Origin of the sequence: Rheinheimera sp. (assembly GCF_037442345.1) — a bacterium.
GTDB lineage: Bacteria > Pseudomonadota > Gammaproteobacteria > Enterobacterales > Alteromonadaceae > Pararheinheimera.
The window spans coordinates 83,580-108,419 of record NZ_JBBIQL010000016.1 but is presented as its reverse complement, the minus strand read 5'-3'; the positions used below and the strand labels follow the sequence as shown (position 1 = coordinate 108,419).

Sequence of the window (24,840 nt, the reverse complement as noted above, 5' to 3'; positions counted from 1 at the left end):
CACCTACTTGGCTGAAAAGCGATAACCTGAACCCCGGACTGTCTGCACCAGACGATCATGCCCTTCCACCGAAATGGCTTTGCGCAAGCGGCGGATATGCACGTCAACAGTACGGTCTTCGACATAAACATTGGTGCCCCAGACATGATCCAACAGTTGTTCACGACTGTAAACCCGTTCCGGGTGCGTCATAAAAAAATGCAATAAACGAAATTCGGTTGGCCCCATATCGACAGGCTGCTCTGACGCCGTGACCCGGTGTGAGACCGGATCCAGTTTCAGGCCCTGCACTTCAATCACTTCGTCCAGTGACGTCGGTGCAACGCGGCGGATCACCGCTTTGATCCTGGCCATTAACTCTTTAGGTGAAAAAGGCTTGGTGACGTAATCGTCTGCGCCCACTTCCAGACCACGGACCTTGTCTTCTTCTTCGCCCCGGGCGGTAATCATAATAATAGGGATACTTTTGGTCAGATCATGACTTTTCATTTTCTTGGCAAACTGAATACCACTGCCTCCAGGCAACATCCAGTCTAACAAGACCAAATCCGGGTAAGGCTCGACCAGCATATTTACAGCAGAATCAAAATCTTCTGCTGTACTGGCCTGATAACCGTTTTGCTCCAGCACAAAACACAACATGTCGCGGATTGGCGCTTCGTCCTCGACCACCAGGATCTTTCTTGACATACCTTCTACCCAAATTAGTGAATATTTTATGCGAGCCAGTATGGGTGAAGTTTATGACAATTTTATGAAACAAACCGCGTAAAAAGCGATGAGCAGACCGCACTTTATTCAGCTTTGTCGCACCAAAGTAACAATTTAGCAACCTCTAAAAAGACATCTACATGACAGTTTAATGAATCTTTATTGACAGCAGTGGCTACAGACCGCGCCAGTGCTGCCCCCATCCAATAAGTTCCCTCAACAGCATGCTCACTGTAATAAAACAGTCATTATTCCCACTTAAGGTATCCGCCCAGCTTCTTATAACAACAGCATTTTTCTGCTTACGGAGACTGAGTGATGGCTTTACGCAAGTTTTTACAACTGAGTGCAGTAGCAACAGCCCTGGTTCTGGCTGGCTGCGGTGGCGGCGATATCAACATCAACACTGGTAGCGGTGGTGATGACGGCGGTGGCACCACTCCTCCTCCAACCAGCGTGTGTCCTACATTCGCGACTCAGGGCAGCAGCCTGGCCGGCGTGACTTTACCTGTCTGTGAAATCACCGGCACCATTACGTCCAACGTCACGCTGACCACAGACGCCGTATGGGCGCTGTCTGGCAAAGTGGTTGTCGGTGGTGATAATGCCAACAGCGCGACCCTGACCATTCAACCTGGCGTTAAAGTATTCGGTAAGAGCGGTGCGGATTACCTGGTCATTTCCCGCGGTTCGAAAATTCAGGCGGTAGGTACAGCGTCTGCACCAATCGTCTTCACCTCAGTGAACGATATGCTGGGCCTGTCCGACGAAGAATCTGCCGGTCAATGGGGCGGTCTGGTATTGCTGGGTAATGCACCCACCAACAAGTGTCCTGACTTAACCAACTGTGCGGTTGAAAGTGAAGGTGAATCAGGCAAATACGGTGGTAACAATCCGGAAGATAACAGCGGTGCTCTGAAATATGTGCAGGTGAAATACGCCGGTTATGAAGTGATCCCTGACAACGAATTAAACGGTATCGGCTTTTTCGGTATCGGTCGCGGCACAACAGTCGAGTACATCCAGGTTCACAACAACGTGGATGACGGCATCGAGTTCTTCGGCGGCACCGTCGATCTGAAACATGTGGTACTGACAGGAAACCGTGATGACTCGCTGGACTGGGCCGATGGCTGGACTGGCCGTATGCAACACGTACTGATCCGCCACAACCCGAATGACAGCAAAGCCAACCGTGGTATCGAAGCGGACAACCAATCCAGTAACTTCACGGCCACTCCGGTGTCGAAACCACAAATCTCTAACCTGACCATTATCGGCAACAACTTTGACGGTGACGAAGACTCTGAAGGTATCCTGCTGCGTGCCGGCACCAACGCTGAGCTGTACAACATTATCGTGACTGGCCCGGAAAAAATGGGCGAATGTTTTGAAATCAACACCTCAGAAACTGCAGCTTTTGCCAACAGCGGTCAGCTGATTTTCCGTAACTCCATCATTGATTGTGCTGAGCCTTTTGCCAATATCAAAGATGCTGCCGGCAACGTCACGTTTAACGCCGGAGACTGGTTCCGTGCTCAGCCAGGCAACATCGTCGGTGATGCCTTATTGGGTGGTTATATCCCGGCAGCTAACTCTGTGGCGCTGAACAACGGCTACAACGTGGCCAACAACGTCAACGGCTGGTTCGACGACGTCACCTATATCGGTGCTTTTGATGGCACAACCGACTGGACCAAAGGCTGGACTTATGGTCTGCATGCCACAGGCGATTCAGGTCTGACGCAGTGCCCTGCTGGTACCACAGAAACCTCCAGCTTAACTGGCCGTCTGAACTGTCAACTGACCGGCGATATCACCAGCAACGTCACCTTACAGACCGGTGCTGACTATGTATTAAACGGCCGTGTCCGTATCGGTGGCGACAACACCAACAGTGCCACCCTGACCATTCAGCCAGGTGTCACTGTGTATGGTAAATCAGGTGCTGATTTCCTGGCGATTAGCCGTGGTTCAAAAATCAACGCCAGCGGTACTGCCGCCAACCCAATCGTGTTCACATCAGTTCAGGACGTGATTGGTTCACCAACTGCGGCTGGTCAATGGGGTGGTCTGGTGTTACTGGGCAACGCCATCACCAACAAATGTCCGGACGTCAATAACTGCTCAGTACAGGCTGAAGGTGAAGCCGGTCCATACGGTGGTGCCAACGCAGCAGACAGCAGCGGTACGCTGAACTATGTGGTGGTGAAACACGCAGGTTACGAAGTAATTCCGGATAACGAATTAAACGGTATCGGTTTCTTCGGTGTAGGTTCTGGCACTCAGTGTTCCAACATTCAGGTTCACCAAAACGTGGATGACGGTGTGGAATTCTTCGGTGGCAGCGTGAACTGTAAAAACGTGGTGCTGACCTCAAACGGTGACGACAACGTCGACTGGGCTGACGGCTACAACGGTAAGCTGCAATTCGTGCTGGTGAAAATGGATCCGAACAATGCCAAGGCCAACCGCGGTATTGAAGCAGACAATCAGGCCGGTAACCTGACGGCAACACCAGTGTCGAACCCGACTGTGGCCAACATGACCATTATTGGTAATGCCTTCGATGGTGACGACGACTCTGAAGGCGTGTTGCTGCGTGCCGGTACCAATGCTCAACTGGCCAACTTTGTCATCACTGGCCCAGCCGGTATGGGTGAATGTCTGGAGATTGAATCCAACGAATCACGCGCCTTTGCTGCCGCTGGCCAACTGACCATGACCAACTCGGTGATTTCCTGCCAGACCGAAGCGGTCAAAGGCACTGTAGCCACTGACGTGACCACAGAAGCATGGTTCCTGAATCAGACAGGCAATAAAGTGCTGAAAGACGGTACTGCTGTGCTGAACGGCATCTTCACTAACGACACCACAGCAGCCAAAGATATGAAAACTGTGGATTCATTCTTTGACACTGTGAACTTTGTTGGTGCGGTATCACCAAGCAATAACTGGACAGCTGGCTGGGCTGTAGGTTTAGACGATTAATCAGCAGCAAGCTGTCGGACACCAGTCCGGCAGCTTTTTTTATGGGCCGGAATTGACCGGCCTTTGATGTAGCAAAAAAGATTCCGCTGATAGGACCCAGTTCAGATGAACACTAAACAAAAATTTCGTATCAGTCAGTTAGGTCTCCAGGTGATGCTGGCGTTGACCTGTGCTTCAACTCCTTTCCTGGCGACTGCTCAGGAAGCCAATCAGGAAGCTGCCCAGACCAAAGAGCAGGACGTTGAACGTATTTCCGTCTCAGGTCGTCTGATGAGCTCTGCGGCGTCTGCTGCGGCCGAACGTCGTGAACAGCCTTATGTGGCTGAATTATTGGGTATGGAACAGATTTCCCGCGCCGGTGACAGCAACGCCGCCTCGGCGCTGCGCCGTGTCACAGGTCTGACACTGGTCAAAGACAAGTTTATTTATGTGCGTGGTCTGGGTGAACGTTACTCCAGCACCCTGCTCAATGGCGCCATGGTGCCAAGCCCGGATCCAACCCGTAACGTGATCCCGCTGGATATGTTTCCGGCCGGCATTATTGAAAGTTTAGTGGTACAAAAGGCCTATTCACCAGAACTGCCAGCCGCTTTCGGCGGTGGTAGCGTGAATATCCGCACTGCGTCCATTCCGCTGCAAGAAAGTTTTAACCTGAGCCTTGGCACTGGTTACAACAGCCTGAACAGTGACGACGCTTACACTTACAACGGTGGTGGTGACGACTGGCGTGGTAGTGACGACGGTAAACGTGGCATGACCCCCGAATTGCGCGCCGCGTTGGACCAGTACGGCACCATCAGCCAAATCAATATTGCCGAGGCTTTAGGTGGTATCAATGCCGGCAACCTGGCCCAGGCCAGCACCATAGTGCGTGAACTGGGTTTAGCCTTTAACCGAGATATTGATGTCACACGCGAAAGCATCAAACCAGATTTCGACGGCAGCCTGTCTTATGGCAATAAGTTCGATATCGGCAGCTCAGTCTTTGGTGTGATGGCGGGCGTCAGCTATGACCGCTCAACTCAGAACATTGAGGAACAGGAACGTTACTTCTCAGTGTCAGGCGACAGCCTGGTGCCACTGAATATCTGGGACGATATCAAAGGCACGGAACACCAGGTCAAACTGTCCGGTATGCTGAACTTTGGTCTGGAACTGAACGAAGACCACAGGTTTGAAACCTCGACCATTTACCTGCGTGACACCAAAGACGAAATCAAAGTCAAAAACGGTGAAAGTATCGAAACAGTCAACGAAGAAAACCGTTTCAATACAGACACCTCTATCCGCTACGAAGAACGTTCTATGCTGTCGAACCAGATCCGTGGCCGCCATGACCTGCCCTGGTTATACGACATCAGCGTCGACTGGCAGTACACAGACGCCAAAGCTGAACGTTACGCGCCAGGCGAAGTGGAATACCGTTATCTGAACGAAATTGGCGATGATGGCTCTGTTACCCGCTTTATGCGCCGTAACCAGAACGCGGTGAACTACAGCTTCGCCCGTATGGATGACGAAACCGAAAACGGCAGCTGGAATGCCAAACTGCCATTGACCTTCGGCAAAGCCGAAGTGGTACTGAACGGTGGTTATTCGTACTTCGAACGTGAACGTAACTCCAGTACGGACTTCTTTAACTTCAGCACTGTGGGTTACAGCCTGGAAGAACTGGGTGGCAGCTTCTCGCAAATTTTCTCTGACGCCAATATTCTGGACGCCAGCAAAGGCTTCCAGGTGTCCAACGTCACCACTCAGGCGGACGATTACCTGGCCGCACAAATGATTGATGCAGGTTATGTCGGCATGGAGATGAACTACGACTACCTGTTCCGTCTGAATCTGGGTGTGCGCTATGAAGACTTCCGTCAGGTATCGCTGCCACTCAATGCTGACGGTGATATCAGTGGCAATCCGGCAGACTCAGTGCTGATGGAAGATGGGTACTACCCATCACTGTCGTTCACCTACTTCGTGACCGAAGACCTGCAGGCCCGTTTTGGTTACAGCCAGACCGTGGTTCGTCCGGACTTACGTGAAGTCACCCCAGTGCTGTTCGTCGACCCGCTGACCGACTTTAAAGTGACTGGTTATTCTGGCCTGAAGAGCACAGACGTGACCGCCTATGACGCCCGTCTGGAATGGTACTACGACGACAGCAACTACAGCATCGGCGTATTCTACAAAGACCTGGAGAACCCGATTGAATCCATTGAGCTGAGCGGCTCGGACGGTAACCTGCTGATGTCCTTCCGTAATGCGCAAAGCGGTGAAGTCTATGGCGCTGAAGCAGAATTCCTGCAACAGCTGAACATCTTTGACGGTGACACAGCAAGCTGGCTCAGCAACTTCTTTGTGGCCGGTAACTTCACCTGGTCAGAATCCGAAATTAACATCCAGCCTATTACCGGTGCTGACCTGACCAACCTGGTGCGTCCGTTGAACGGTCACTCCAAGAACGTGGTCAACTTCCAGTTAGGTTTTGACTCAGACGACGACAAACACAACGCGACCCTGACCTACAACGTCTTTGGTAAGCGTATTGCGTTTGCCGGCGTGAACTCAAAAGACGATGCCTACGAGCAGCCGTTTAACTCACTGGACTTTGTCTATTCCTACACCCCGTGGGAAGCGACGTCCGTCAAGTTCAGTGTGAAGAACCTGCTGGATGAAGACGTGGAAATTACGCAACAAGGTGAATTGCTGCAACGCCGTGTCGAAGGCCAGAGCTTTGGCCTGAGTTTCAGCTACAAGTACTAAACTGCTGGCTGATTCAAAACCAAAGGGGCTGCCAGGCCCCTTTGTTATTTCCGGCCCTGGCCACAGATGCCTGCGTGCCAGATATCAGTTTTGGCGGCCTCAGCCACGTTGTTCACAAATCCGGCCGGTAACAGACGAACAGAGGTTCCAGCTCACCTTGTTGTTTCATCCGTACAGACTGCAACTGAATGTGTTGCATGACTGCAGTATTAACCGCTTTCAGCCCAGAATAAAGGGGAGACGGCGCTGCCCACACCAAGTCTGCAGCCCCTTCACTGTCGGGTGCCGTTTGCCGCAAATGGCCATAACGTCGCTTCAGCGCCGCCTAGACTTTGGCGCTGTTTTTAAGGCAGCTCATCCGCTGTTGGGTGTGGAATAACCCGGGGTCCAGGCGAGTCCGGGGCTGGTCGCTCAGACCTTGTCGTCAGCCGGAACAAAATGGGCACCAGGCCCCTGTGTCGCCAGCTGATCGGCAGGGTTGCGCAACGGGCAATGCGCCAACGACAAACAACCACAGCCAATACATAAACTGAGTTGGTCGCGCATTTGTGTTAATTGCTCAATCCGGGTTGTCAGGTCCTGATGCCACAGTTCCGACATTTGTTGCCAGTGCCGTTGCAACGGGGGTTCCCCCTTAGGCAAAACATCAAAGGCCTGTTTGATCTGCTCCAGGCTGATGCCAGTGCGCTGCGCCACTTTAATAATGGCGACACGGCGCAACACATCGCGCGCATAACGCCGCTGATTTCCCTGATTACGCACGCTCTGGATTAAACCTTTTTGCTCGTAGAAATGTAATGCAGACACGGTCACGCCGCATCGCGACGCGACTTCGCCCACCGAAAGCCAGATTTTTTCTGCACAAGATGAATTCATCACTTGACCTCAAGTTAACCTGAGGTTTTAGCATAGCGGCAGTCCAACACAGGGAGCAATCAAAATATGTCCGCACTTGTACAGGCTGTCGCAGCCCCACCCGTCGCACAGAACCCGGTTCCAGACGCTATTCATCAACTGCTGAACCAACTGGCTGACGCCATTAATCAGCAACACTGGCTGAGCCTGGCCGGCTTGTTTGAACCTGATGCGTTGTTGGTTAATTTGCTTGGACAACGGGTCGCCGGAGACAGGGCCATAGTGCAGTATCAACAAGGCCTGGCGGAATTCTACCCACAGCGTCAGGTGCACTACCGTCTGCTGTCGAGCCAACCTCTGAGTCCGGTGTTGTATTTGCTCAATGTGCAGCAGTTATGGCTCAGAGCAGAGCGGAAACAACCTGAAGGGGTCAGCAGCTGTCCTTTATTCGTGGTACGTCTGCACGGAGACCATGCCCGTATTGTCGGATGTAACAGTCTTTAATTCAGGCATTCAAAAGCAAACAGGCCGCTGACGCGGCCTGTTCACTGTGGATCAGAACTTATGTTCCAACCCGATAGCCAGATAGTCACTGTCGATGGCTGAATCGAAATCGAAGCTGCTGTACCAGCCATAAAGCTTGGTATTTTTACCCAGCTTGTAATCGGCTCCCGCAGAGACTCCGTTGTCGTCTTCCTGCACCTGGTACTGGGTTTTCAGTTCGAATTTGCCCAGCGGGTACGCCAGGCTGGCCAGATAACCGTCTTTTTCATCACCGGTTTCCACATTTTCCTGCTGCTGCAGCATGGCGCCCAGCTTAAAACCTGCCAGCCTGGTGTGCAGCGCCAGACGGGTCGCATCGTAACCATTGACACCATTATCCAGCGCCACGGCAGCATACCAGGCGGATTCTTTTAATTCTTCGTCACCATAGCCAATGGCATAGGACTGGGCGCTGTCTGCCTCCGGTTCATCGGCCATAATTTGCTGCGCCGTGAATTTAAAACCCAGTACAGACGGGCTTTGGTACATGACCGTATCGCTGACCCGGTTTTCACCTTTCCACAGCGTTTTGATGTCGGCTTCGTAGTCGTTGAACTGGTCAATTTTGCCCTGAGCTAATTTCAGCGCCGTATCATGACGGCCTGCCAGCACAGTACCAAAAGCCCCCTGCAGACCAATAAACTGGTTCCGTGACTTGATATTTTTTTCGTTGGCTTCGTCAGACGGGTCCACTTCCCATTCCAGCTGATAAACCAGCGTCAGGTTATGTTCCAGTGCATAATCCCCTTTAATACCAAAGCGTGACGCATTGCTTTTTAATTCACCAAAGGATCCTTCCCCCTCATCAGACTGCTGAGCCGACACATTAATTTTGCCGTAAATTTCCCAGTCCTTTGCTTCAGCAGCCGACACGGCAGCCACAGTCAACGCCATAGCAACGAGAGTTTTTGCAAACATAGTTAATTTCCTGATCCGGGCCAAAACCAACAGAATGCATTAAATGTTGTTCTGGATATCGCCAAAGCGGGCTCAACCCGGCTTTGGCGTCGTTCAATGGCGGGCGCTAAGCGCGTGACAGAATGACAGTTTCATGTCACTCAGATGACCATTTGAAGTCTATTTTATGACTTAAATATTTCAATAATATGACAAGCTAATGTGGCTCAGACAGCTCTTTGCAGACTGGATCCCTGCTGGCTTTGTCAAAATCCAGCCCGTGCTGGAGAATACGTGGAGCTGGCTGCCACTGTGCACTCACCCAGCTCTGCTGCAATTGCTGCTCCGGGTAGCTCAGGTTGGCTAAGTCCAGCAAGGTATCAAACAGCTGAGTGGTACTTAACGGCTGCTCGCGCCGGCTTTGCGCCAATTGCGTTTTTTGCGGCTGTTGCATTTTCAGCGCGTCCGAAAACCACAGCAGGGCAGCCACTCTGTAATCAAACTCTGTATTGTGGCCGTGGCCACTTTTGCCACACTGACCATCAAAAATGTTTTCACCGTGATCCGAGGCAAACAACAGTGCTGCACTGGCGTTGGTCTGTTTCAGCTGATTGATCAGGTTAAACAGCACAAAGTCGGTGTAGGCCACCGTATTGTCATAGGCATTGTTCAGCTTCTGCCGGGCGGACCTGTCATGCATGCTGATGCGCTCCCCCTTGCCGGACGGCGTAAACAGGTCAAAGTGTTTCGGGTAGCGGTCGGCATAGCTGAAATGACTGCCGAGGGTATGCAACACAATCAGCTGTTTAGATTCATTCTGCGCCAGCACCCGTTCCACCGCTGGCAGCAGAATTTCATCGTAAAACCCTTCCTGTCGGTAACCTACAGGGTTCAGGTACTGCACCTGATCGGCTTCGCTGGCATGTAAGGCGATGGAAGAGTCATGCACACCTAAGGGGCTTTGAGTGGACAGCCAGTAGGTGCTGAAGCCAGCTTCCTTAAACGCCGAAACCACAGAGGCCTCGGTGGGGAAATACCGCTGATCCGTACCCGCTTTGCGCGACAGCATCACGGGTACCGACATGCGGGTCCAGGCCCAGGGGCTGATCATATCCGGGTAGCTAACCAAATTAGCTGTACCTGCCAGTCGCGGCGTCGTGGAGCGCGGATACCCATTCAGCTGCAACCGGTCGGGCCTTAAGGTTTCACCTATCACCAGCAGGTAGATCTGGCGCCCACTGATTTCAGGTTCCTGCCTGACACCAAAACGAAATTGCTCCACCTGCGATGCCACTTGTGCCGTTGCTTCCCGTTGCACTCTGAACTCATTCAGCGCCAAGAGTAAATTCAGCGGGTAGGTGGCGTGAAACTTTTCGTGGCTGTAAGGCAAAGGCCTGCTGGCAAATACGGTTTCCTGCGGATTTTTGCGCTCAGCCGCTTTATTCAATTGCTGATACTGCCATTCGTGCCAGGCCAGTGAGGCCCCCAGCCCTATAAACACCAACCACAAAAAAGGTCGCCAGCCCTGACCCCACTGCCACTTCAGCAGCCAGGCCGTGCGTACTGCATAAAACCACAGCAGTCCCAGCACCAGCACAGCCAGCGCCAGCACAACACCTATCCCCGTCAGATAACCTGCAGCTTCCGCCAGATCCGTCTCTGCTACGATAGCCAGCGCATGGGCGTCGGTTGATTTTTGATAGGTGTGCAGATAAAAGACTTCTTGCGGTACCAACAACACAAAAGGCAGCAGCAACACCAAACCCCAGCGGATTTTGCTGAACAGACTGAATAACAACAAATAAAAGCCTGCGGCGGGCAACAGCTTCCAGTGCAGATAGTCCCAATGCCAGCTCGCAGGCCACTGCACCAGCACCGGTGACATCAGCACCAGTAACAACAGCAACGCAGCCACAGCACGGCAACAGACTAAAAACAGCGGGTGATTCATTTCATTTTCCCGTCAACAACCTGGGGTTAATGGCGCGTATTCTGAAGATTTCTCCAATCAATTGCCAGACTAGTATTCAGGCATTTTGTACAGTTCTACCCGGTTGCGGCCGTTGCGTTTGGCCTGGTACAAGGCCGAATCCGCTTCGATATACAGCGCTTCAAAACTGCTTTGTCCCTGACAGAATGCCACGCCGATGGAGGTGGTCATACAGAGCTCAACGCTACCGGCTTTCAGCGGGTAATCGGCCAGCAAGGATCGCATACGTTCGGCCACCTGCAAGGCTGTTTTTGGTGAGGTTTCGGACAAAAACACTGCAAACTCTTCACCGCCAATCCGGCCGACAATATCGTACTCCCGTAAGGCTTTTTTAAAACGTAATGCGGTGGCTTTGAGAATTTCATCACCGGCCTGATGGCCATAGGTGTCGTTGACGGATTTAAAAAAATCCAGATCGAGCAATAACAATGCTGAGGGTTTCATCTGCCGCTGACAACGCGCCAGTTCGGTGTCGACCGACTCCACAAAGCTGCGCCTGTTCGCCACTTTAGTCAGTTCATCGGTCAGTGCCAGCTCACTTAAACTGGCCACTTTGGAACTGAGCTGATGCTCAAGTACCTTCTGCTTGGTAATTTCTTTGGCCTGGATCAGCATTTCACCGGATTCCAGCACCTGCTCGGAAAACAGAAACCAGCGGCCATCCAGTAAATCCACCTCAAACAAACGAAATGGGTTTTGCCGGCGTTTCTGGTGCGCTTCCTGTAACCATTGCTCAATATTATCGGTGTCAAAACGGATGCCTTTGCGCGCGCCGTAGGATAATCGCATCAGATCATCAAAGCGAATGCCCTGCATGGCGGCCATATCCTGATAGAAGATGTCACAAAAGGCCTGATTACAGCCCATCAGCCGATCATCCGCATCCAGAATGGCGTAACCGTCTTTGCAGACTTGAATAAATTCGATCAGTTTCAGTTGGAATTTCTGGTCAACAAAAGTCATGAACAACAGGCTCAAAGCAGACGTTTTGTTAACACTAGCAGAGACTTAAGGCACTGCCAGCCGTCAGGCAGAACTTTGTCGGCCCAGGCTGGCAGCTGCAGGTATAAATGCCGTTACAGCTGCCAGATCAGCAGCTTACTTTTTCCCTGGCCAGGCCTGCAGTACGGTTTCGGCCACCATACGAAGATCATCACAACTGGCACCACTGGTGGCCTGAATAGCCATACCTTGCAGCACAGCGCCAATATAACGGGCGAGTGCCGCCGGGTCAGCATCCGCAGGTAAATCACCTTCGGCCTGGGCCCGTTCCAGCCGTTCGCGCAACGCCACTTCGCCTTTCTGGCGTTTTTCAATCAACGCCTGTTTCACCGAAGCACCAGACTCGCTGCAGGCCAAAGCCCCCTGCACTATCACACAACCCGGCGGGTTGGCCGGATCAGCATTGGCCTTCGCCGCGCCACACAGCATATGCTGCACCACCTGGTAGGAGGTCGGCTGCTCCAGTGCAGGGTAGTAAAAGGCACAAGGCCGGTTTTCATACAGCTCAATGGCTTTTAAAAACAGCTGCTCTTTATTGCCAAAAGCGGCATACAAACTGGGTTTATTGATGCCCATGGCTTCACATAAATCGGGTAAAGAAGCCCCTTCGTAGCCTTTCAGCCAGAAAACTTCCAGGGCCTTTTGCAAGGCGGTGTCCATATCAAAAGCGCGCGGGCGTCCTACAGATGGCGCTGCAGTAGAGGCAGTAGCTGACATCTCATACTCCGGACTATTAAAGTGGCTACAGGATAAACAGCTTTACAGCACTTGTCCAGCAAGGGATATTTACTACACGGTACATTATTGTATAGAATAACAACCACTGCAGGCTGTCACAGTCCTGAGATATAACCAAAAGCCGCGCTCAGTTAAAAAAATGGTCTATTAATTTTTTACCAATCAGTACAAAAATTAATTGACTTCCTTTTCGACTCCTATATATTTACCGACCAGTACAAAATTAAGTTGTATTGTGCCACATCACCTCTAGGTAAATAGTTTAAGGAGCAGGCCATGAGCCAGAAACACCGCATTCGACCCTTGTTATTAGGAGCCCTTGCCGCTGCCGTGTTAAGCGCCTGTGGTCAACCATCTGAGCAAAATCCTGGCGCCATGCAGGCCCCTGCAGTGCAGGTGGCTGAAGTGGTGTATGAAACCATCACACATTGGGATGAATTTACCGGCCGCCTGCAGGCACCACAGACAGTCACGCTGATGCCACGCGTGTCCGGTTATATCGAAAAAGTCTATTTCGAAGAAGGCGCTCTGGTGCAACAGGGTGACCTGCTGTTCCAGATAGACCCTCGCCCGTTTCAGGCCGAAGTCAGCCGCTTAAAAGCCGAACTGCAAAGTGCGCAAACCGCAGAGCGCTTAGCCAGCAATGACTACCAGCGTGCCGCCAAGCTGGAGCGTAAAAGCGCCGTCTCGGAAGAGGTGCTGGACACCCGGCTGGCCCGCAAGCAACAAGCCATGGCCACTGTCGCTTCTGTCAAAGCAGCGCTGGACAAAGCGGAACTGGATTTATCCTTCACTGCAGTGAAAGCGCCTATCAGCGGCAAAGTGTCTTATGCCCAGATCACCGCCGGTAACTTTGTTACAGCAGGCAGCAGCGAGCTGACCCGCTTAGTCAGCACCAGCACTATGTATGCGTATTTTGATGCCGACGAACAAACCTTCTTAAGTTATCAGCGTCAGGCGCAACAGGGTAAAAACGCAGCCGGATCCGGCACTGTCTATATGGCCTTAGCCGGAGACAGCAATTTCAGCCATGTGGGCCGTATCGACTTTATCGACAATGCGGTGAACCCACAAACCGGAACTATCCGTGCCCGCGCCAGCTTTGATAATAAAGATCAGCAGCTGATCCCTGGTTTATTCGCCCGCATCAAACTGGCCGGTCAGGCCAGCAGTCAGGGCGTACTGATTGACGACAAAGCCATTGGCACCGACCTGTCGAACAAATTTGTGCTGGTGGTCGATGGCAACAATCAGCTGCAGTACCGCGCTGTCACCTTGGGGGAAAAAATCAATGGCCTGCGTCTGATCAAAGACGGCCTGAATGCGAAAGACCGCATTGTGGTCAACGGTTTGCAACGGGTTCGCCCCAGCATGACCATCAGCCCGGAGACTGTGCCTATGGCCAGCGATGAACAGATAGGCCAATTGCGTACCGAACAGCAACAACTGGAACAGCATCAGAAACAACTGACCGCTGCCGCCGCCAATCAACCTGAACACGGGTAAGCACCAGCATGTTTTCGCAATTTTTTATCAAAAGACCCATTTTTGCCGCCGTGCTGTCGCTGCTGATTTTTATCAGCGGCGCCATCAGCGTCTGGCAATTGCCAATCACCGAGTACCCTGAAGTGGTGCCACCTACTGTGGTGGTGACCGCTAACTACCCTGGAGCCAACCCGAAAGTCATAGCGGACACAGTCGCCTCCCCTCTGGAGCAGGAAATAAACGGCGTGGAAAACATGCTGTACATGTCCTCTCAGGCAACGTCGGATGGCCGCATGACGCTGACCATCACCTTTGCCATTGGTACCGACGTGGACCGCGCCCAAACCCAGGTGCAAAGCCGGGTTGACCGCGCCAAACCACGTTTGCCGCAGGAAGTGCAGCGTTTAGGTGTGGTGACAGAAAAATCCTCACCGGATCTGACCATGGTGGTGCACTTAACGTCGCCGGATGAGCGGTACGACATGCTGTATCTGTCGAACTATGCCGCGCTGAATATCAAAGACGAGCTGGCCCGTATTGAAGGTGTGGGTGCTGTGCGTTTATTTGGTGCCGGTGAATACAGCCTGCGGGTCTGGCTGGATCCGGATAAAGTGGCCGCTTTGGGTTTATCGCCCGCTCAGGTGGTGACGGCGATTCGCGAGCAAAACCAGCAGGCCGCTGCCGGTAGCCTGGGGGCACAACCCAGCGGCGACAGCGAATTCCAGTTGCTGATTAATGTGAAAGGCCGTCTGACCACAGAGCAGGAATTTGCCGACATCATTGTCAAAGTAGGTGACAACGGCGAAGTGAGCCGTCTGAAAGACATTGGCCGGGTCGAGCTGGGCGCTCAGACCTACGCACTGCGCTCCTTGCTGAACAACAAAGACGCCGTGGCCATTCCTATTTTCCAGGCTTCAGGCTCCAATGCCATTCAGATTTCTGAAGATGTACGGGCCACTATGGCAGAGCTGGCCAAAGGTTTCCCTGAAGGCCTGAGTTACGACATTGTGTACGACCCAACAGTGTTTGTGCGTGGCTCGATTAAAGCTGTGGTGAAAACCCTGCTGGAAGCTGTCTTGCTGGTGGTGCTGGTGGTAGTGCTGTTCCTGCAAACCTGGCGGGCCTCCATTATTCCATTGGTGGCGGTGCCAGTCTCTCTGGTCGGTACCTTTGCGATCATGCATTTATTGGGTTTCTCGCTAAACGCACTGTCGCTCTTTGGTCTGGTGCTGGCCATCGGCATAGTGGTAGACGACGCCATAGTGGTGGTTGAAAACGTTGAGCGTAATATTGCCGACGGTCTGTCGCCCATGGCGGCCACGCAAAAAGCGATGAAAGAAGTCACAGGCCCCATCGTAGCCACCACCCTGGTACTGGCAGCTGTGTTTGTGCCAACCGCCTTTATGTCGGGCCTGACCGGTCAGTTTTATATGCAGTTTGCGCTGACCATTACTATCTCGACTTTTATTTCGGCGCTGAACTCCTTAACCCTGAGCCCGGCTTTATCGGCCCTGCTGCTCAAACCCCATGGTGCCAAACCGGATGCGTTGACCCGTGCGCTGAACAAGCTGTTCGGTGGCTGGTTATTCGGTCCCTTTAACCGCCTCTTTGCCAAAGCGTCCAATGGCTACCAGTGGATGGTGCGCAAAGTGATCCGTATGGGTGCGTTGATTGCGGTGCTCTATGTGGGCCTGGTGGGGTTGACGGCTGTGCAGTTCCAGCAAACCCCAACAGGTTATGTGCCAGGTCAGGACAAACAGTACCTGGTGGCTTTTGCCCAGTTGCCGGATGCGTCCTCGTTAGAGCGCACCGAAGCGGTCATCAAAGAAATGTCGCAAATTGCTTTGGACCATCCGGGTGTGGCCAACTCCATTGCCTTCCCAGGTCTGTCGATCAATGGTTTTACCAACAGCCCGAGCGCAGGCATTGTGTTTGTTGGCCTCGACAGCTTTGACAGCCGCAGCAGCCCCGAGCTGTCGGGCAATGCCATTGCGATGCAACTGAACCAGAAGTTTGCCGGGATCCAGGACGCCTTTATTGCGATTTTCCCGCCACCACCAGTGCAAGGCTTGGGCACCATCGGCGGCTTCCGTCTGCAAATTCAAGACAGAGCCAACCTGGGGTACGAAGCCCTGTTTGGGGTCACCATGCAGGTGATGCAAAAGGCCTGGGCCACCCCGGAACTGGCCGGTGTGTTCTCCAGCTATCAGGTGAATGTGCCGCAACTGGATCTGGACGTGGACCGGACCAAAGCCAAACAGCAAGGCGTGAACCTGGATGAAGTGTTCCAGACGTTGCAGGTGTACTTAGGTTCCACCTATGTGAACGACTTTAACCAGTTTGGCCGTACCTATCAGGTCAATATCCAGGCGGATGAACAGTTCCGGCAAAACCCTGAGCAAATCCGTCAGCTGAAAGTACGCAATAACCAGGGTGAGATGATCCCGTTGGGTTCTTTTGTCACGGTTAAGCATGTGGCAGGTCCGGACCGGGTGATGCACTACAACGGTTACACCACAGCTGAAATTAACGGGGGCCCGGCGCCTGGTTTCAGTACAGGTGAAGCCCAGGCCGCTATTGAGAAAATTCTGGCCGAGACGCTGCCACCGGGCATGACCTATGAGTGGACTGAGCTGAGCTACCAGCAAATTCTGGCCGGTAACACTGAGCTGCTGATTTTCCCTCTGGTGATCCTGCTGGTGTTTATGGTGCTGGCCGCGCAGTACGAAAGCCTGACGTTGCCGCTGGCCATTATTCTGATTGTGCCTATGACCCTGCTGTCGGCGATGACCGGCGTCTGGATCTACGGTGGTGATAACAACATCTTCACCCAGATAGGCCTGATAGTCCTGGTGGGCCTGGCGACCAAAAACGCCATCCTGATTGTCGAGTTTGCCAAAGAACTGCAAGACCATGGCATGAAAACCATGGAGGCCATTCTGGAAGCAGCACGGCTGCGGTTACGCCCCATTTTGATGACATCCATCGCCTTTATCATGGGTGTGGTGCCAATGGTGTTCTCCACTGGCGCTGGTGCAGAAATGCGTCAGGCCATGGGGGTGGCAGTCTTTGCCGGCATGATTGGGGTCACTGTGTTTGGTCTGATTTTAACCCCGCTGTTTTATTACGCTCTGGCCCGTCGTCGTGACCGTCAACTGGCTCAGGCGGAAACTTCTGAGGAGTCTGCTCATGCGTAACAGCATCCGACTGACCAGCCTGAGTCTGGCGCTGGCCTCCACCCTGTTTGGCTGTGCCTCAGTGGGCCAGCCTTATCAGGCCCCCACAGCTTTTGCTGAGCAGCATCTGCCGCAGCGTTATCAGGTGGCGGAGCAGGCCGGCGACTGGTTTGCCCAACTGGGCGACGCTGAACTGAACCGGCTGATTGAACAGGCGCTGAAGGCCAACCCGACGCTGGCCGCGGCCAAAGCCAATGCCGACCGGGCTTATGCGGTGTTTCAGGACGCCGACAATGACGACTGGGCCCGGATGGATCTCGCGGCCAGCCAGCAGAATCAACAAATCCCGGACAGCGCGGCGCAAAACGCCGGCCAGATCCAGCGTCAGGCCAGCTTAGGTGGCCAGTTAAGCTGGGATCTGGATTTGTTCGGTAAACTGGAGCAGGCTGCCGTGGCGGCCAATGCCAGAGCCGAAGCTGCAGGCTTAGCCTGGCAGCAGGCCCGTATTGCGCTGCTGTCTCAGGTGGCCAGCAGCTATGGCGATTACCGCGGTGCTGAGCTGCGCCTGTCGGTCGCCGAGCAGGACCTGCAAAACCTCAAACGCACCAAACAGATTATTCAGGCCCGCCGCGACGCCGGGGTTGCGTCGGACCTGGAACTGAGCCGTATTGATGCGCAGATTTACCAGCAGCAAGCGTTTTTACCGGCGCTGCGCCAGTTAAAAACAGCGGCGCACGCCACTCTGGCGGCACTTTTGGCACAAAGCCCACAGCAGCTGGAGGTGGCCCGTCAGGCGACCCCGGCCTTACCGGCTTTTGACAACCCGCTGCAACTCGACAGCCAGCTGAATTACCTGCAATTCCGGCCTGAAGTGGCGCAAGCCGAACGCGAGTTGGCCGCCAGCCATGCCGATATAGGAGTGGCGACCGCAGACCTTTACCCGCAGTTGTCATTGACCGGCTTTTTGGGCTTTTTAGCCTCACCTGGCCTGAGCCTGGGCAGTGCCAATGAAAGCTGGAGCATTGCCCCAACGTTACGCTGGCAAGCCACTGAGCTCAGCTCCATTCAGGCCCGCATCCGCGGTGCCGAAGCGTCACAGCAGATGGCCGTGGCCAACTTCCAGAAAGCGGTGTTTGACGCCTTAGCGCAGATGCAAACGGCGATTCATGGCTATAAAAGCAGCCGCGAACGTGAGCTTTGGCTCAGCCAGCAAGTGGCTGCAACACAGCAGGCGGTCGAGCTGATCCGGGCGCAATACGACGCCGGTACTGTGGAGTTTCTGCAGTTACTGGATGCCGAACGTGACTGGCTGCAAAGCCGGGATGCGCAGGCCCAGCAAGCGCTGACGCATTACCAGCAACTGGTCGGCCTGTACCAGGCCTTTGCCGGCGCTTTGCCTTTGGCCGACAGCCAGCAGGTCGCCATGGTGAAAGATTAACTTCAGGCTCATCAGGCCTGCGGTTGTACCACCAGTCAGCTCTGCTGACTGGTTTTTTTTATGAATTTGCCCTGTAAAAAAGGCGCACCGGGGTGCGCCTCTGCAAGAGTATCCACACAAGGCTTACACTGCTTCTTCGTCTTCTTCACCGGTACGGATGCGGATCACCCGCTCCACGTCGAACACAAAAATTTTGCCATCGCCAATACGGCCGGTCTGAGCGGTTTTCATAATGACGTCAATGCAGCGTTCAACCTGATCGTCTGACAGCACCAGCTCCAGCTTCACCTTGGGCAGAAAATCCACCATGTATTCGGCACCGCGGTACAGTTCAGTGTGGCCTTTCTGACGGCCAAAGCCTTTCACTTCAGTCACTGTCATGCCGGTGATATTAATTTCCGCTAAGGCTTCGCGTACATCGTCCAGCTTAAAGGGTTTGATAATGGCTTCCACTTTTTTCATAAGGTCCTCACCGCTGTTTCCGCATCCAGGATGTGATGGGATATCGTCTGTCCTTGCCAAAATTACGACGGGTCACTTTGGGGCCAACCGCCGACTGGCGTCTTTTATATTCATTAATATCAATCAGATGCAGCACACGCCGCACCGTTGCTTCATCATAACCCAAAGCGACAATCTCCGGCAGAGATTTGTCCTGCTCCACATAAGCTTCAATCATCGCATCCAGATCGTCATAAGGTGGCAGGTTGTCCTGGTCGGTCTGGTCCGGCGCCAGCTCTGCCGATGGCGGCCGGTCTATAACCCGCTGCGGGATCACCGGCGACAGGCTGTTGCGGTAGGCCGCCAGCCGGTACACCAGGGTTTTCGGCACGTCTTTAATCACAGCAAAACCACCACACATATCGCCATACAAGGTGCAGTAACCGACGGCATTTTCGCTTTTGTTGCCTGTGGTCAGCAAAATGCGGCCGGTTTTATTCGACAACGCCATCAACAGCACCCCACGTAAACGTGCCTGCAGGTTTTCTTCGGTGGTGTCTTTGCCACGGCCGGCAAACAAGGGCGACAGCTGCTGCATAAAGCTGTTGTACATAGGCTCAATGGACACAGAACCAAACTCAATGCCCATGGCTTGAGCCTGCGCTTCGGCATCTTCCACACTCATGCCCGAGGTGTAGGTAAAAGGCAACATCAGCGCCTGCACTTTGTCTGCCCCCAAAGCATCCACTGCAATGGCCAGGGTTAAGGCGGAATCGATACCGCCGGACAGACCGAGCACAGCACCGGGGAAACCGTTTTGCTGCACATAGTCACGGGTGGCCATCACCAGCAACTGGTACACTTCGGCTTCCAGACTCAGGGCAGCACGAGGCTGTGGCTGCGGGTACGGTGTATCGCGCGGCAACAGGTCCTGCGTATGCAACTCTGCAGTGGCGTTGGCGCCACGGAACAGCACTTCGGCGTCTGGGCTCACCACCAGCGACTGGCCGTCAAACACCAGTTCATCCTGGCCTATCACATGGTTTACATAAACAAAACCCAGTTTTAACCGTCTGGCCAAAGTGGTCAGGATTTGCTCACGCTGCGCCGGTTTGCCGACACAATAAGGGGATGCATTCAGCACCAGCGCCCATTGTGCCCCTTCGCTTTTTGCCAGCGCCGCCGGGCCACCGTGCCAGATATCTTCACAAATCAGCACTGCAAAGGTCTGGCCTTTCAGCTCAAAAGTACAGGCCTTGTCACCGGGCGTGAAATACCGCAGTTCGTCAAACACGCCGTGATTCGGCAATTCCTGCTTGTAGTAGCGCGCCAGCAACTGACCATTCTGAATTACCGACGCGGCATTATACAAAGCGTCACCGTCGCGCCAGGGGTGGCCCACCACCAAAGTGACCGCCAGCCGGGCATCCAGCAGCTGTTGCAGCCCCTGTTCAACCAACTGCTGAAACTCATCACGTAACAGCAGATCTTCCGGCGGATAACCGGTGAGGGTTAATTCAGGAAACAGCAGCACATCGGCACTGCTGGTTTTGGCAATACTCAGTACTTTTTCGGTGTTTTGGCACACAGCACCCACAGTAAAGGGCTGCTGCACCAGCGTGACTGTAACAGCGGAGGACATCTGAACCTGCCTGGATGGCTAAAATTGCGCTTATGGTAACGAGTTTTGCAGGCTGGCTCAATGAAGACAGCTAGACTTAAATCCCAACTGATTCACAAGGAATGTGAAGCCATGCAAAGTGACCAGCAAAGCCATAACGGCTTTACCCTGATGGAGCTCTTAATTGTGATGGTGCTGCTGATGGTGTTGGCGCTGTCAGCCGGCCCCAATCTGCGCGAGGTCTGGTTGAGGTACAAAGCCGGACACTTTATGCATCAGCTGGAGCAACAACTTCGCTACAGCAGAGTCTATGCGATCAGCCAACAACGCCTGGTACGGGTTTGTCCACAACTCGGAACCGTCTGTCTGAATAACTGGGATTCCGCACCTTTAACCAGCACAGTGCTGGCCATGCCCGGCATGGCGGAGTTTGCCCTGCAGCAGCTGGAACCGGATCCAACGCAGTTCCGTTTCAGTTACAGCAGAGAGCAGCTTATTTTTCGCCCCGATGGCAGCCTGGATTTATTGGGCTCAGGCAGTTTTATTTTATGCAGTCGTCAGGTGATGCCCTGGCATTTTCGTCTGAGCTTATCGCAGGCCGGACGTTACCGTTCCAGCCTGGTGCCAGGCCTGTGCCCTTTGTAGTTCATCGGGTTCCCCTTTTAATGCATCCAGCAATTGGTTTTAGGCGCGCTCTGTTTTTGTCCCAGGCTGGTCAGGGAAAAACTCAGACAGTCCGCATCTTTCTGCTGCATCGCGACAGCCTGCGCATCCAGCCGGTATCCCTGCTCCGTCAGCTCAGCACTGATGCGATACCGGCCAGATGGGGTAGTAATGACCTTGCCAGCTAACCCGAGCTCGGTCAGATCGCGGGTATAACGCTGCTGGTCTGCTTGCAGTACTTCCTGCAAACCCGCCACTTTTAATAACTCCTGCTGCGCTTCCAGCCGGTAACTACGCAGCAAATCCTGCTGGTAAGAAGGCAGCAACACAGAGGCAAGAATTCCCAGCACAGCCAAAGCCACCAGTAATTCAATCAAACCTGCACCCTGAGTTTTCATTCCTGACCTCCATGTTCAGTCTGGTACACCGCCAGTAACTTCTGTCTTGGAAAATGTTCAACCAATAAAGGGCTGCTGCATTGTGCACAATGCGCCTTGATTTCCAGCAATTCAGGCAGTACGACCTCCCCTGTTCCGGCGTCCTGCAGCACAAAACCACGACCAGACACACTGGCCTTCAGCTGTCGGGCGACGTGGTCGCTGCTCAATTGCCTGCTGCTGTAGACGGCAGTGCCATAATGCAGATGCAATGCCAGCAGGGACACGGCTGCAGGTTGTGCTGCACAGGGCCCGGACTGCTGCAATCCCAGCTGTTGATACCAGACCCCGGCCGCCAGTGTAAAATCTGCGTACAGCGGCGCGGCAAATTCGCTGTACCAGCCATCGGCATCCAACAATTGCTGAAATTCAGCCTCAGTCATCAGGCTGTCCTGCTGCTGTCCAATCAGTTTGGGCTGGTGTCTGCGGCCATGATTTAACCGCAACATCAGCAACATAGCCCCACCTTCTTTCTCCGCACTAAGCAATAACACTTGTGCCGGTCGTCGCCAATGCATGCCTGCAGCAGGTTGCAGTGGCACCATGGCGTCAATCAGCTGCAGCTGCCGCACCACAAAAGGTCCCAGTTGACTCAGGTTAACAACCAGCTCGGCCGGGGTAGCCTTTTCCGTCAACGCATTCAACCGCCAGATCTGCTGGTCGGCCGTGGACAACAGCACCGATTGCCCGGCCATACCTGCCCATTGTACCTGCTGCTGAAACTGCCACTGAGCCATCAGCCCCCCGGTCACTGGGTCCAGCCACTGCAATTGCTGCTGCCGTGCCACCAGCACGGCCTCAGGCGACACCATCAGCAACCGCAGCTCAGTCAGGTCATAGTGCCAAGCCGGCCCCTGCTGCGGCTGACTGAGGTTCACCGCATAAAGCCCGGCAGCATGTTCAGCAAACAGCGTCTGCCCTGTATGCATCAAGGTCGAAGCTGTTGCCTGATGCGGGTTGGGCAACCGGTCAAACAAAGGCCAGGGCAGATACCACCAGCCATGTCCCGAAGCGGGGGCAACATGCAACAAACCTTGTCGGTTGCTGACCAGAACAGATTCGGCATTGAACGTCACCTCAATGGCCTCCGCTTTGTGCTCACAAGGCACGGAGGCCAATGCCTGCTGCAATTCCTGCAGCCACAGTTGTGTTTCACCCGGAGTCAGCTGTAACTTCTCAGCCAGTTGCTGATGCTGGGGTTCAGACAGCAGAAACAGATCCTGCCAGCCAGTATCCGGCCAGTGGGTATACAGCGACAGACTCCACAGCGGCCAGCTCAGCAGCAACAGTGCCAAACTAAAGGCGTTCATCACCAGCCTCCGCCAGTTGCTGCACCTGAACCAGACTGACCACAGCAAACTGCTGTTGTTGTTGCACCAGACTGGTAGTGGCACAACGCAACAGCGGTTCCGACCACGCGGCATAATCGGCCGGACAATCGCCGAACACCAGTGCCTGTGGCGCTGCTGCCATGTCGCCACGCTGCTGATGCAGACGGAATAGCTGCTGCTGAGCACTGATGCCTGCGCTGGCCATTGCCAGACTTAATCTTGACTGATACAACACGGCCCCAGCCATCATGATCAGCACTGCACCCAATATCAAAGTACAAATCAATACAAAACCCTGTTGTTTCATCACACTAGTCCTGTCATAACCTGCTGTTGTGAATCAATACCGCGCTGCTCAGCTGCAGCCGTCGATATGGATCGCCCGGTGCCTGAAAACGCACCGCCCCTAACTGGTACGACACTGTGTTGCGATAACCCGGATCGGCTTGCAGGCTTCGCAGCAACAGGTAATAGCGCACACTAATGACTGGCTGCTGCCACAGCTCTGTGGTCATTTGAGAAGTACTGAACCATTGGTCGGCCTGGCCATCCGCGTTCAAATCCAGCCCCATCTCCAGATGCAACCGTTCAACCCCATCCAGCACAGATTCGGCAGACATCACCAACTGACCAGAGCTGCTGCGCAGCAGGCGCTTGCGCATCAGCACTGGGATCTTGCCGCCATCCCAACTTTGTTGCTGGATGTAATACACCACATGATGGTAAGGCCACAGCTGCAGGGCACTGCCACCGCCAGTGCCCGCCACAAAACGCCCCACGCCAGCCGGATCGAAATACACTTTATTTGCCAGCAATTCAGCAGGCCCTTGCGGTCCACCCAACAAACGGCGGATTTGGAGCAGCTCTGAGCCTGGACTGGCCCCGGATAAACAGGCTGGTGCGACCTGACCAATCAAGGCCGTATACAAAGGTGAAAACCCCAGTGTGGCCTGCGGAAAACTGCCCGCTTGTCCGGCAAAAGCACAATCAGCGGCCGGTTGTTCAGGCGGGGACTGGGCTCCCTGCAATTCAGCCCAGCTTTTTCCTGCCACAAACCAGAGATTTTGCAGCTCGGTCTGCAACAGACGATGGGCCAGCTGAGCCTGATGTTGTAACTGCACCAGTTGCTCTGTTTGCAAGGCCGATTTACGCCCCGTCACCACGGCTCCAATTAAAAAACTCAGCAGCACCAGCGCCAACCCCATGCTAATGCACAGCTCCACCAGGCTATACCCGCGTTGCCGGTCGTTCATGATGTGCTGTGCAGGCTGGTGCTGAGCCGCATAGGTGCCAAGGGACACAAGCTGCGTTGCCGCAGCAGTGGCAAACGACTGCGCCAGCTGAGTTGCAGACCACCAGTGCGGATACAGAGCTGGGGCTCTGGTAATAAAGGCAAAGCAGTGCGGTTAAAACGCTGCTGCACGGCCTGCTGCACCGGAACAGGCGTGTTGCAATCCGCGTCGGCGCAGCTGGCTGGCCCGGCAGACAGCGGCAACCAGTCACGGCTGGGCCCGACGCTGTCTGCATACACAGTGGCGAAATCGGCCAAAGCGGCACTGGCCTGAGTGTATTGTGCCGCCAGCAACACCTGCTGGCGGGCAGATAACAAGGCGAGTAAGGAGCCCAAAGCCAGCACGGCGGCCAGCATCAGGCTGATCAGAAGTTCAATCAGAGTAAAACCAGAACTGTACGGCATATCCTTTGCCCCTGTTCAAGATCCACTCTGTTAAGACTAATTCGGTACAGTGAAAGATCAACGCC

20 protein-coding genes are annotated in these 24,840 nt (G+C 53.9%); 7 read left to right on the top strand and 13 right to left on the bottom strand.

The genetic code is table 11. The features are described from left to right. Nucleotides 1-3 precede the first annotated feature (3 nt). Complete coding sequence (gene phoB / locus WKJ04_RS11575) at nt 4-690, bottom strand: phosphate regulon transcriptional regulator PhoB (protein WP_337880564.1); 687 nt, start codon at nt 688-690, stop codon at nt 4-6. A gap of 339 nt (nt 691-1,029) precedes the next feature. On the opposite strand from phoB, the gene WKJ04_RS11570 reads away from it, so the two are divergent. Further along, nucleotides 1,030-3,702 (top strand): hypothetical protein, encoded by a 2,673-nt coding sequence (locus WKJ04_RS11570; RefSeq protein ID WP_337880563.1) that lies wholly within the window; start codon nt 1,030-1,032, stop codon nt 3,700-3,702. A gap of 105 nt (nt 3,703-3,807) precedes the next feature. Beyond that, nucleotides 3,808-6,462 (top strand): TonB-dependent receptor, encoded by a 2,655-nt coding sequence (locus tag WKJ04_RS11565; RefSeq protein ID WP_337880562.1) that lies wholly within the window; start codon nt 3,808-3,810, stop codon nt 6,460-6,462. Nucleotides 6,463-6,873: 411 nt separating this feature from the next. Here WKJ04_RS11565 and soxR read toward each other — a convergent pair whose 3' ends face one another. Next, nucleotides 6,874-7,338, bottom strand: a complete 465-nt coding sequence (gene soxR, locus WKJ04_RS11560; protein ID WP_337880561.1) for a redox-sensitive transcriptional activator SoxR — start codon at nt 7,336-7,338, stop codon at nt 6,874-6,876. Between the two features lie 66 nt (nt 7,339-7,404). On the opposite strand from soxR, the gene WKJ04_RS11555 reads away from it, so the two are divergent. Continuing rightward, nucleotides 7,405-7,821, top strand: coding sequence for a hypothetical protein (locus WKJ04_RS11555; protein WP_337880560.1), 417 nt, complete (start codon nt 7,405-7,407; stop codon nt 7,819-7,821). Nucleotides 7,822-7,872: 51 nt separating this feature from the next. Here WKJ04_RS11555 and WKJ04_RS11550 read toward each other — a convergent pair whose 3' ends face one another. From WKJ04_RS11550 to WKJ04_RS11535, 4 genes are all read right to left on the bottom strand, one after another. After that, nucleotides 7,873-8,778, bottom strand: coding sequence for a porin (locus tag WKJ04_RS11550; RefSeq protein WP_337880559.1), 906 nt, complete (start codon nt 8,776-8,778; stop codon nt 7,873-7,875). A gap of 196 nt (nt 8,779-8,974) precedes the next feature. Beyond that, entirely contained in the window at nt 8,975-10,708 is a 1,734-nt protein-coding gene (locus tag WKJ04_RS11545; protein ID WP_337880558.1) for a phosphoethanolamine transferase, read from the bottom strand. A gap of 69 nt (nt 10,709-10,777) precedes the next feature. Next, nucleotides 10,778-11,710, bottom strand: coding sequence for a diguanylate cyclase (locus tag WKJ04_RS11540; protein WP_337880557.1), 933 nt, complete (start codon nt 11,708-11,710; stop codon nt 10,778-10,780). Nucleotides 11,711-11,845: 135 nt separating this feature from the next. Beyond that, the gene (locus WKJ04_RS11535; protein WP_337880556.1) at nt 11,846-12,466 is read right to left on the bottom strand and encodes a TetR/AcrR family transcriptional regulator; all 621 of its coding nucleotides are present in this window, start codon (nt 12,464-12,466) and stop codon (nt 11,846-11,848) included. A gap of 297 nt (nt 12,467-12,763) precedes the next feature. On the opposite strand from WKJ04_RS11535, the gene WKJ04_RS11530 reads away from it, so the two are divergent. Genes WKJ04_RS11530 through WKJ04_RS11520 form a run of 3 tightly spaced genes read left to right on the top strand, consistent with a single transcriptional unit; the run spans nt 12,764 to nt 18,586 of the window. Continuing rightward, a complete protein-coding gene (locus WKJ04_RS11530; RefSeq protein WP_337880555.1) occupies nt 12,764-13,993 on the top strand; it encodes an efflux RND transporter periplasmic adaptor subunit in 1,230 nt (409 codons plus the stop codon). An 8-nt stretch (nt 13,994-14,001) separates the two neighbouring features. Beyond that, nucleotides 14,002-17,169, top strand: coding sequence for a multidrug efflux RND transporter permease subunit (locus tag WKJ04_RS11525; protein ID WP_337880554.1), 3,168 nt, complete (start codon nt 14,002-14,004; stop codon nt 17,167-17,169). After that, the gene (locus WKJ04_RS11520) at nt 17,162-18,586 is read left to right on the top strand and encodes an efflux transporter outer membrane subunit (RefSeq protein WP_337880553.1); all 1,425 of its coding nucleotides are present in this window, start codon (nt 17,162-17,164) and stop codon (nt 18,584-18,586) included. Before WKJ04_RS11525 ends, WKJ04_RS11520 begins: the two co-directional genes overlap by 8 nt. Nucleotides 18,587-18,709: 123 nt before the next feature. Here WKJ04_RS11520 and glnB read toward each other — a convergent pair whose 3' ends face one another. Together glnB and WKJ04_RS11510 are read right to left on the bottom strand one after the other, a co-directional pair. Next, nucleotides 18,710-19,048 carry a nitrogen regulatory protein P-II gene (glnB, locus tag WKJ04_RS11515; protein ID WP_337842219.1) on the bottom strand — a complete coding sequence of 113 codons (339 nt, stop codon included), beginning with the start codon at nt 19,046-19,048 and terminating at the stop codon, nt 18,710-18,712. Nucleotides 19,049-19,055: 7 nt separating this feature from the next. Next, nucleotides 19,056-20,669 carry an NAD+ synthase gene (locus WKJ04_RS11510; protein WP_337880552.1) on the bottom strand — a complete coding sequence of 538 codons (1,614 nt, stop codon included), beginning with the start codon at nt 20,667-20,669 and terminating at the stop codon, nt 19,056-19,058. A gap of 111 nt (nt 20,670-20,780) precedes the next feature. Between WKJ04_RS11510 and WKJ04_RS11505 the strand changes: the two genes are divergently transcribed. Continuing rightward, a complete protein-coding gene (locus tag WKJ04_RS11505; RefSeq protein ID WP_337880551.1) occupies nt 20,781-21,293 on the top strand; it encodes a GspH/FimT family pseudopilin in 513 nt (170 codons plus the stop codon). Nucleotides 21,294-21,310: 17 nt separating this feature from the next. Here the strand turns inward: WKJ04_RS11505 and WKJ04_RS11500 are convergent, their stop codons facing one another. The 5 genes from WKJ04_RS11500 to WKJ04_RS11480 are packed head-to-tail and all read right to left on the bottom strand — an operon-like array spanning nt 21,311 to nt 24,775. Continuing rightward, nucleotides 21,311-21,709 (bottom strand): type IV pilin protein, encoded by a 399-nt coding sequence (locus WKJ04_RS11500; protein WP_337880550.1) that lies wholly within the window; start codon nt 21,707-21,709, stop codon nt 21,311-21,313. After that, nucleotides 21,706-23,058: a hypothetical protein gene (locus tag WKJ04_RS11495; RefSeq protein WP_337880549.1), complete on the bottom strand. Its 1,353-nt coding sequence runs from the start codon at nt 23,056-23,058 to the stop codon at nt 21,706-21,708. The genes WKJ04_RS11500 and WKJ04_RS11495 overlap by 4 nt, the downstream gene beginning before the upstream one ends. Next, nucleotides 23,045-23,386 (bottom strand): hypothetical protein, encoded by a 342-nt coding sequence (locus WKJ04_RS11490; protein WP_337880548.1) that lies wholly within the window; start codon nt 23,384-23,386, stop codon nt 23,045-23,047. Before WKJ04_RS11490 ends, WKJ04_RS11495 begins: the two co-directional genes overlap by 14 nt. Before the next feature lie 13 nt (nt 23,387-23,399). Then, the gene (locus WKJ04_RS11485) at nt 23,400-24,332 is read right to left on the bottom strand and encodes a PilW family protein (RefSeq protein WP_337880547.1); all 933 of its coding nucleotides are present in this window, start codon (nt 24,330-24,332) and stop codon (nt 23,400-23,402) included. After that, the gene (locus WKJ04_RS11480; RefSeq protein ID WP_337880546.1) at nt 24,329-24,775 is read right to left on the bottom strand and encodes a prepilin-type N-terminal cleavage/methylation domain-containing protein; all 447 of its coding nucleotides are present in this window, start codon (nt 24,773-24,775) and stop codon (nt 24,329-24,331) included. The genes WKJ04_RS11485 and WKJ04_RS11480 overlap by 4 nt, the downstream gene beginning before the upstream one ends. Nucleotides 24,776-24,840 lie beyond the last annotated feature (65 nt).

Coding starts and splice junctions, on each gene's coding strand:
- phoB (WP_337880564.1), bottom strand. CDS start 690: ATGTCAAGAAAGATCCTGGTGGTCGAGGACGAAGCGCCAATCCGCGAC.
- WKJ04_RS11570 (WP_337880563.1), top strand. CDS start 1,030: ATGGCTTTACGCAAGTTTTTACAACTGAGTGCAGTAGCAACAGCCCTG.
- WKJ04_RS11565 (WP_337880562.1), top strand. CDS start 3,808: ATGAACACTAAACAAAAATTTCGTATCAGTCAGTTAGGTCTCCAGGTG.
- soxR (WP_337880561.1), bottom strand. CDS start 7,338: ATGAATTCATCTTGTGCAGAAAAAATCTGGCTTTCGGTGGGCGAAGTC.
- WKJ04_RS11555 (WP_337880560.1), top strand. CDS start 7,405: ATGTCCGCACTTGTACAGGCTGTCGCAGCCCCACCCGTCGCACAGAAC.
- WKJ04_RS11550 (WP_337880559.1), bottom strand. CDS start 8,778: ATGTTTGCAAAAACTCTCGTTGCTATGGCGTTGACTGTGGCTGCCGTG.
- WKJ04_RS11545 (WP_337880558.1), bottom strand. CDS start 10,708: ATGAATCACCCGCTGTTTTTAGTCTGTTGCCGTGCTGTGGCTGCGTTG.
- WKJ04_RS11540 (WP_337880557.1), bottom strand. CDS start 11,710: ATGACTTTTGTTGACCAGAAATTCCAACTGAAACTGATCGAATTTATT.
- WKJ04_RS11535 (WP_337880556.1), bottom strand. CDS start 12,466: ATGTCAGCTACTGCCTCTACTGCAGCGCCATCTGTAGGACGCCCGCGC.
- WKJ04_RS11530 (WP_337880555.1), top strand. CDS start 12,764: ATGAGCCAGAAACACCGCATTCGACCCTTGTTATTAGGAGCCCTTGCC.
- WKJ04_RS11525 (WP_337880554.1), top strand. CDS start 14,002: ATGTTTTCGCAATTTTTTATCAAAAGACCCATTTTTGCCGCCGTGCTG.
- WKJ04_RS11520 (WP_337880553.1), top strand. CDS start 17,162: ATGCGTAACAGCATCCGACTGACCAGCCTGAGTCTGGCGCTGGCCTCC.
- glnB (WP_337842219.1), bottom strand. CDS start 19,048: ATGAAAAAAGTGGAAGCCATTATCAAACCCTTTAAGCTGGACGATGTA.
- WKJ04_RS11510 (WP_337880552.1), bottom strand. CDS start 20,669: ATGTCCTCCGCTGTTACAGTCACGCTGGTGCAGCAGCCCTTTACTGTG.
- WKJ04_RS11505 (WP_337880551.1), top strand. CDS start 20,781: ATGCAAAGTGACCAGCAAAGCCATAACGGCTTTACCCTGATGGAGCTC.
- WKJ04_RS11500 (WP_337880550.1), bottom strand. CDS start 21,709: ATGAAAACTCAGGGTGCAGGTTTGATTGAATTACTGGTGGCTTTGGCT.
- WKJ04_RS11495 (WP_337880549.1), bottom strand. CDS start 23,058: ATGAACGCCTTTAGTTTGGCACTGTTGCTGCTGAGCTGGCCGCTGTGG.
- WKJ04_RS11490 (WP_337880548.1), bottom strand. CDS start 23,386: ATGAAACAACAGGGTTTTGTATTGATTTGTACTTTGATATTGGGTGCA.
- WKJ04_RS11485 (WP_337880547.1), bottom strand. CDS start 24,332: ATGAACGACCGGCAACGCGGGTATAGCCTGGTGGAGCTGTGCATTAGC.
- WKJ04_RS11480 (WP_337880546.1), bottom strand. CDS start 24,775: ATGCCGTACAGTTCTGGTTTTACTCTGATTGAACTTCTGATCAGCCTG.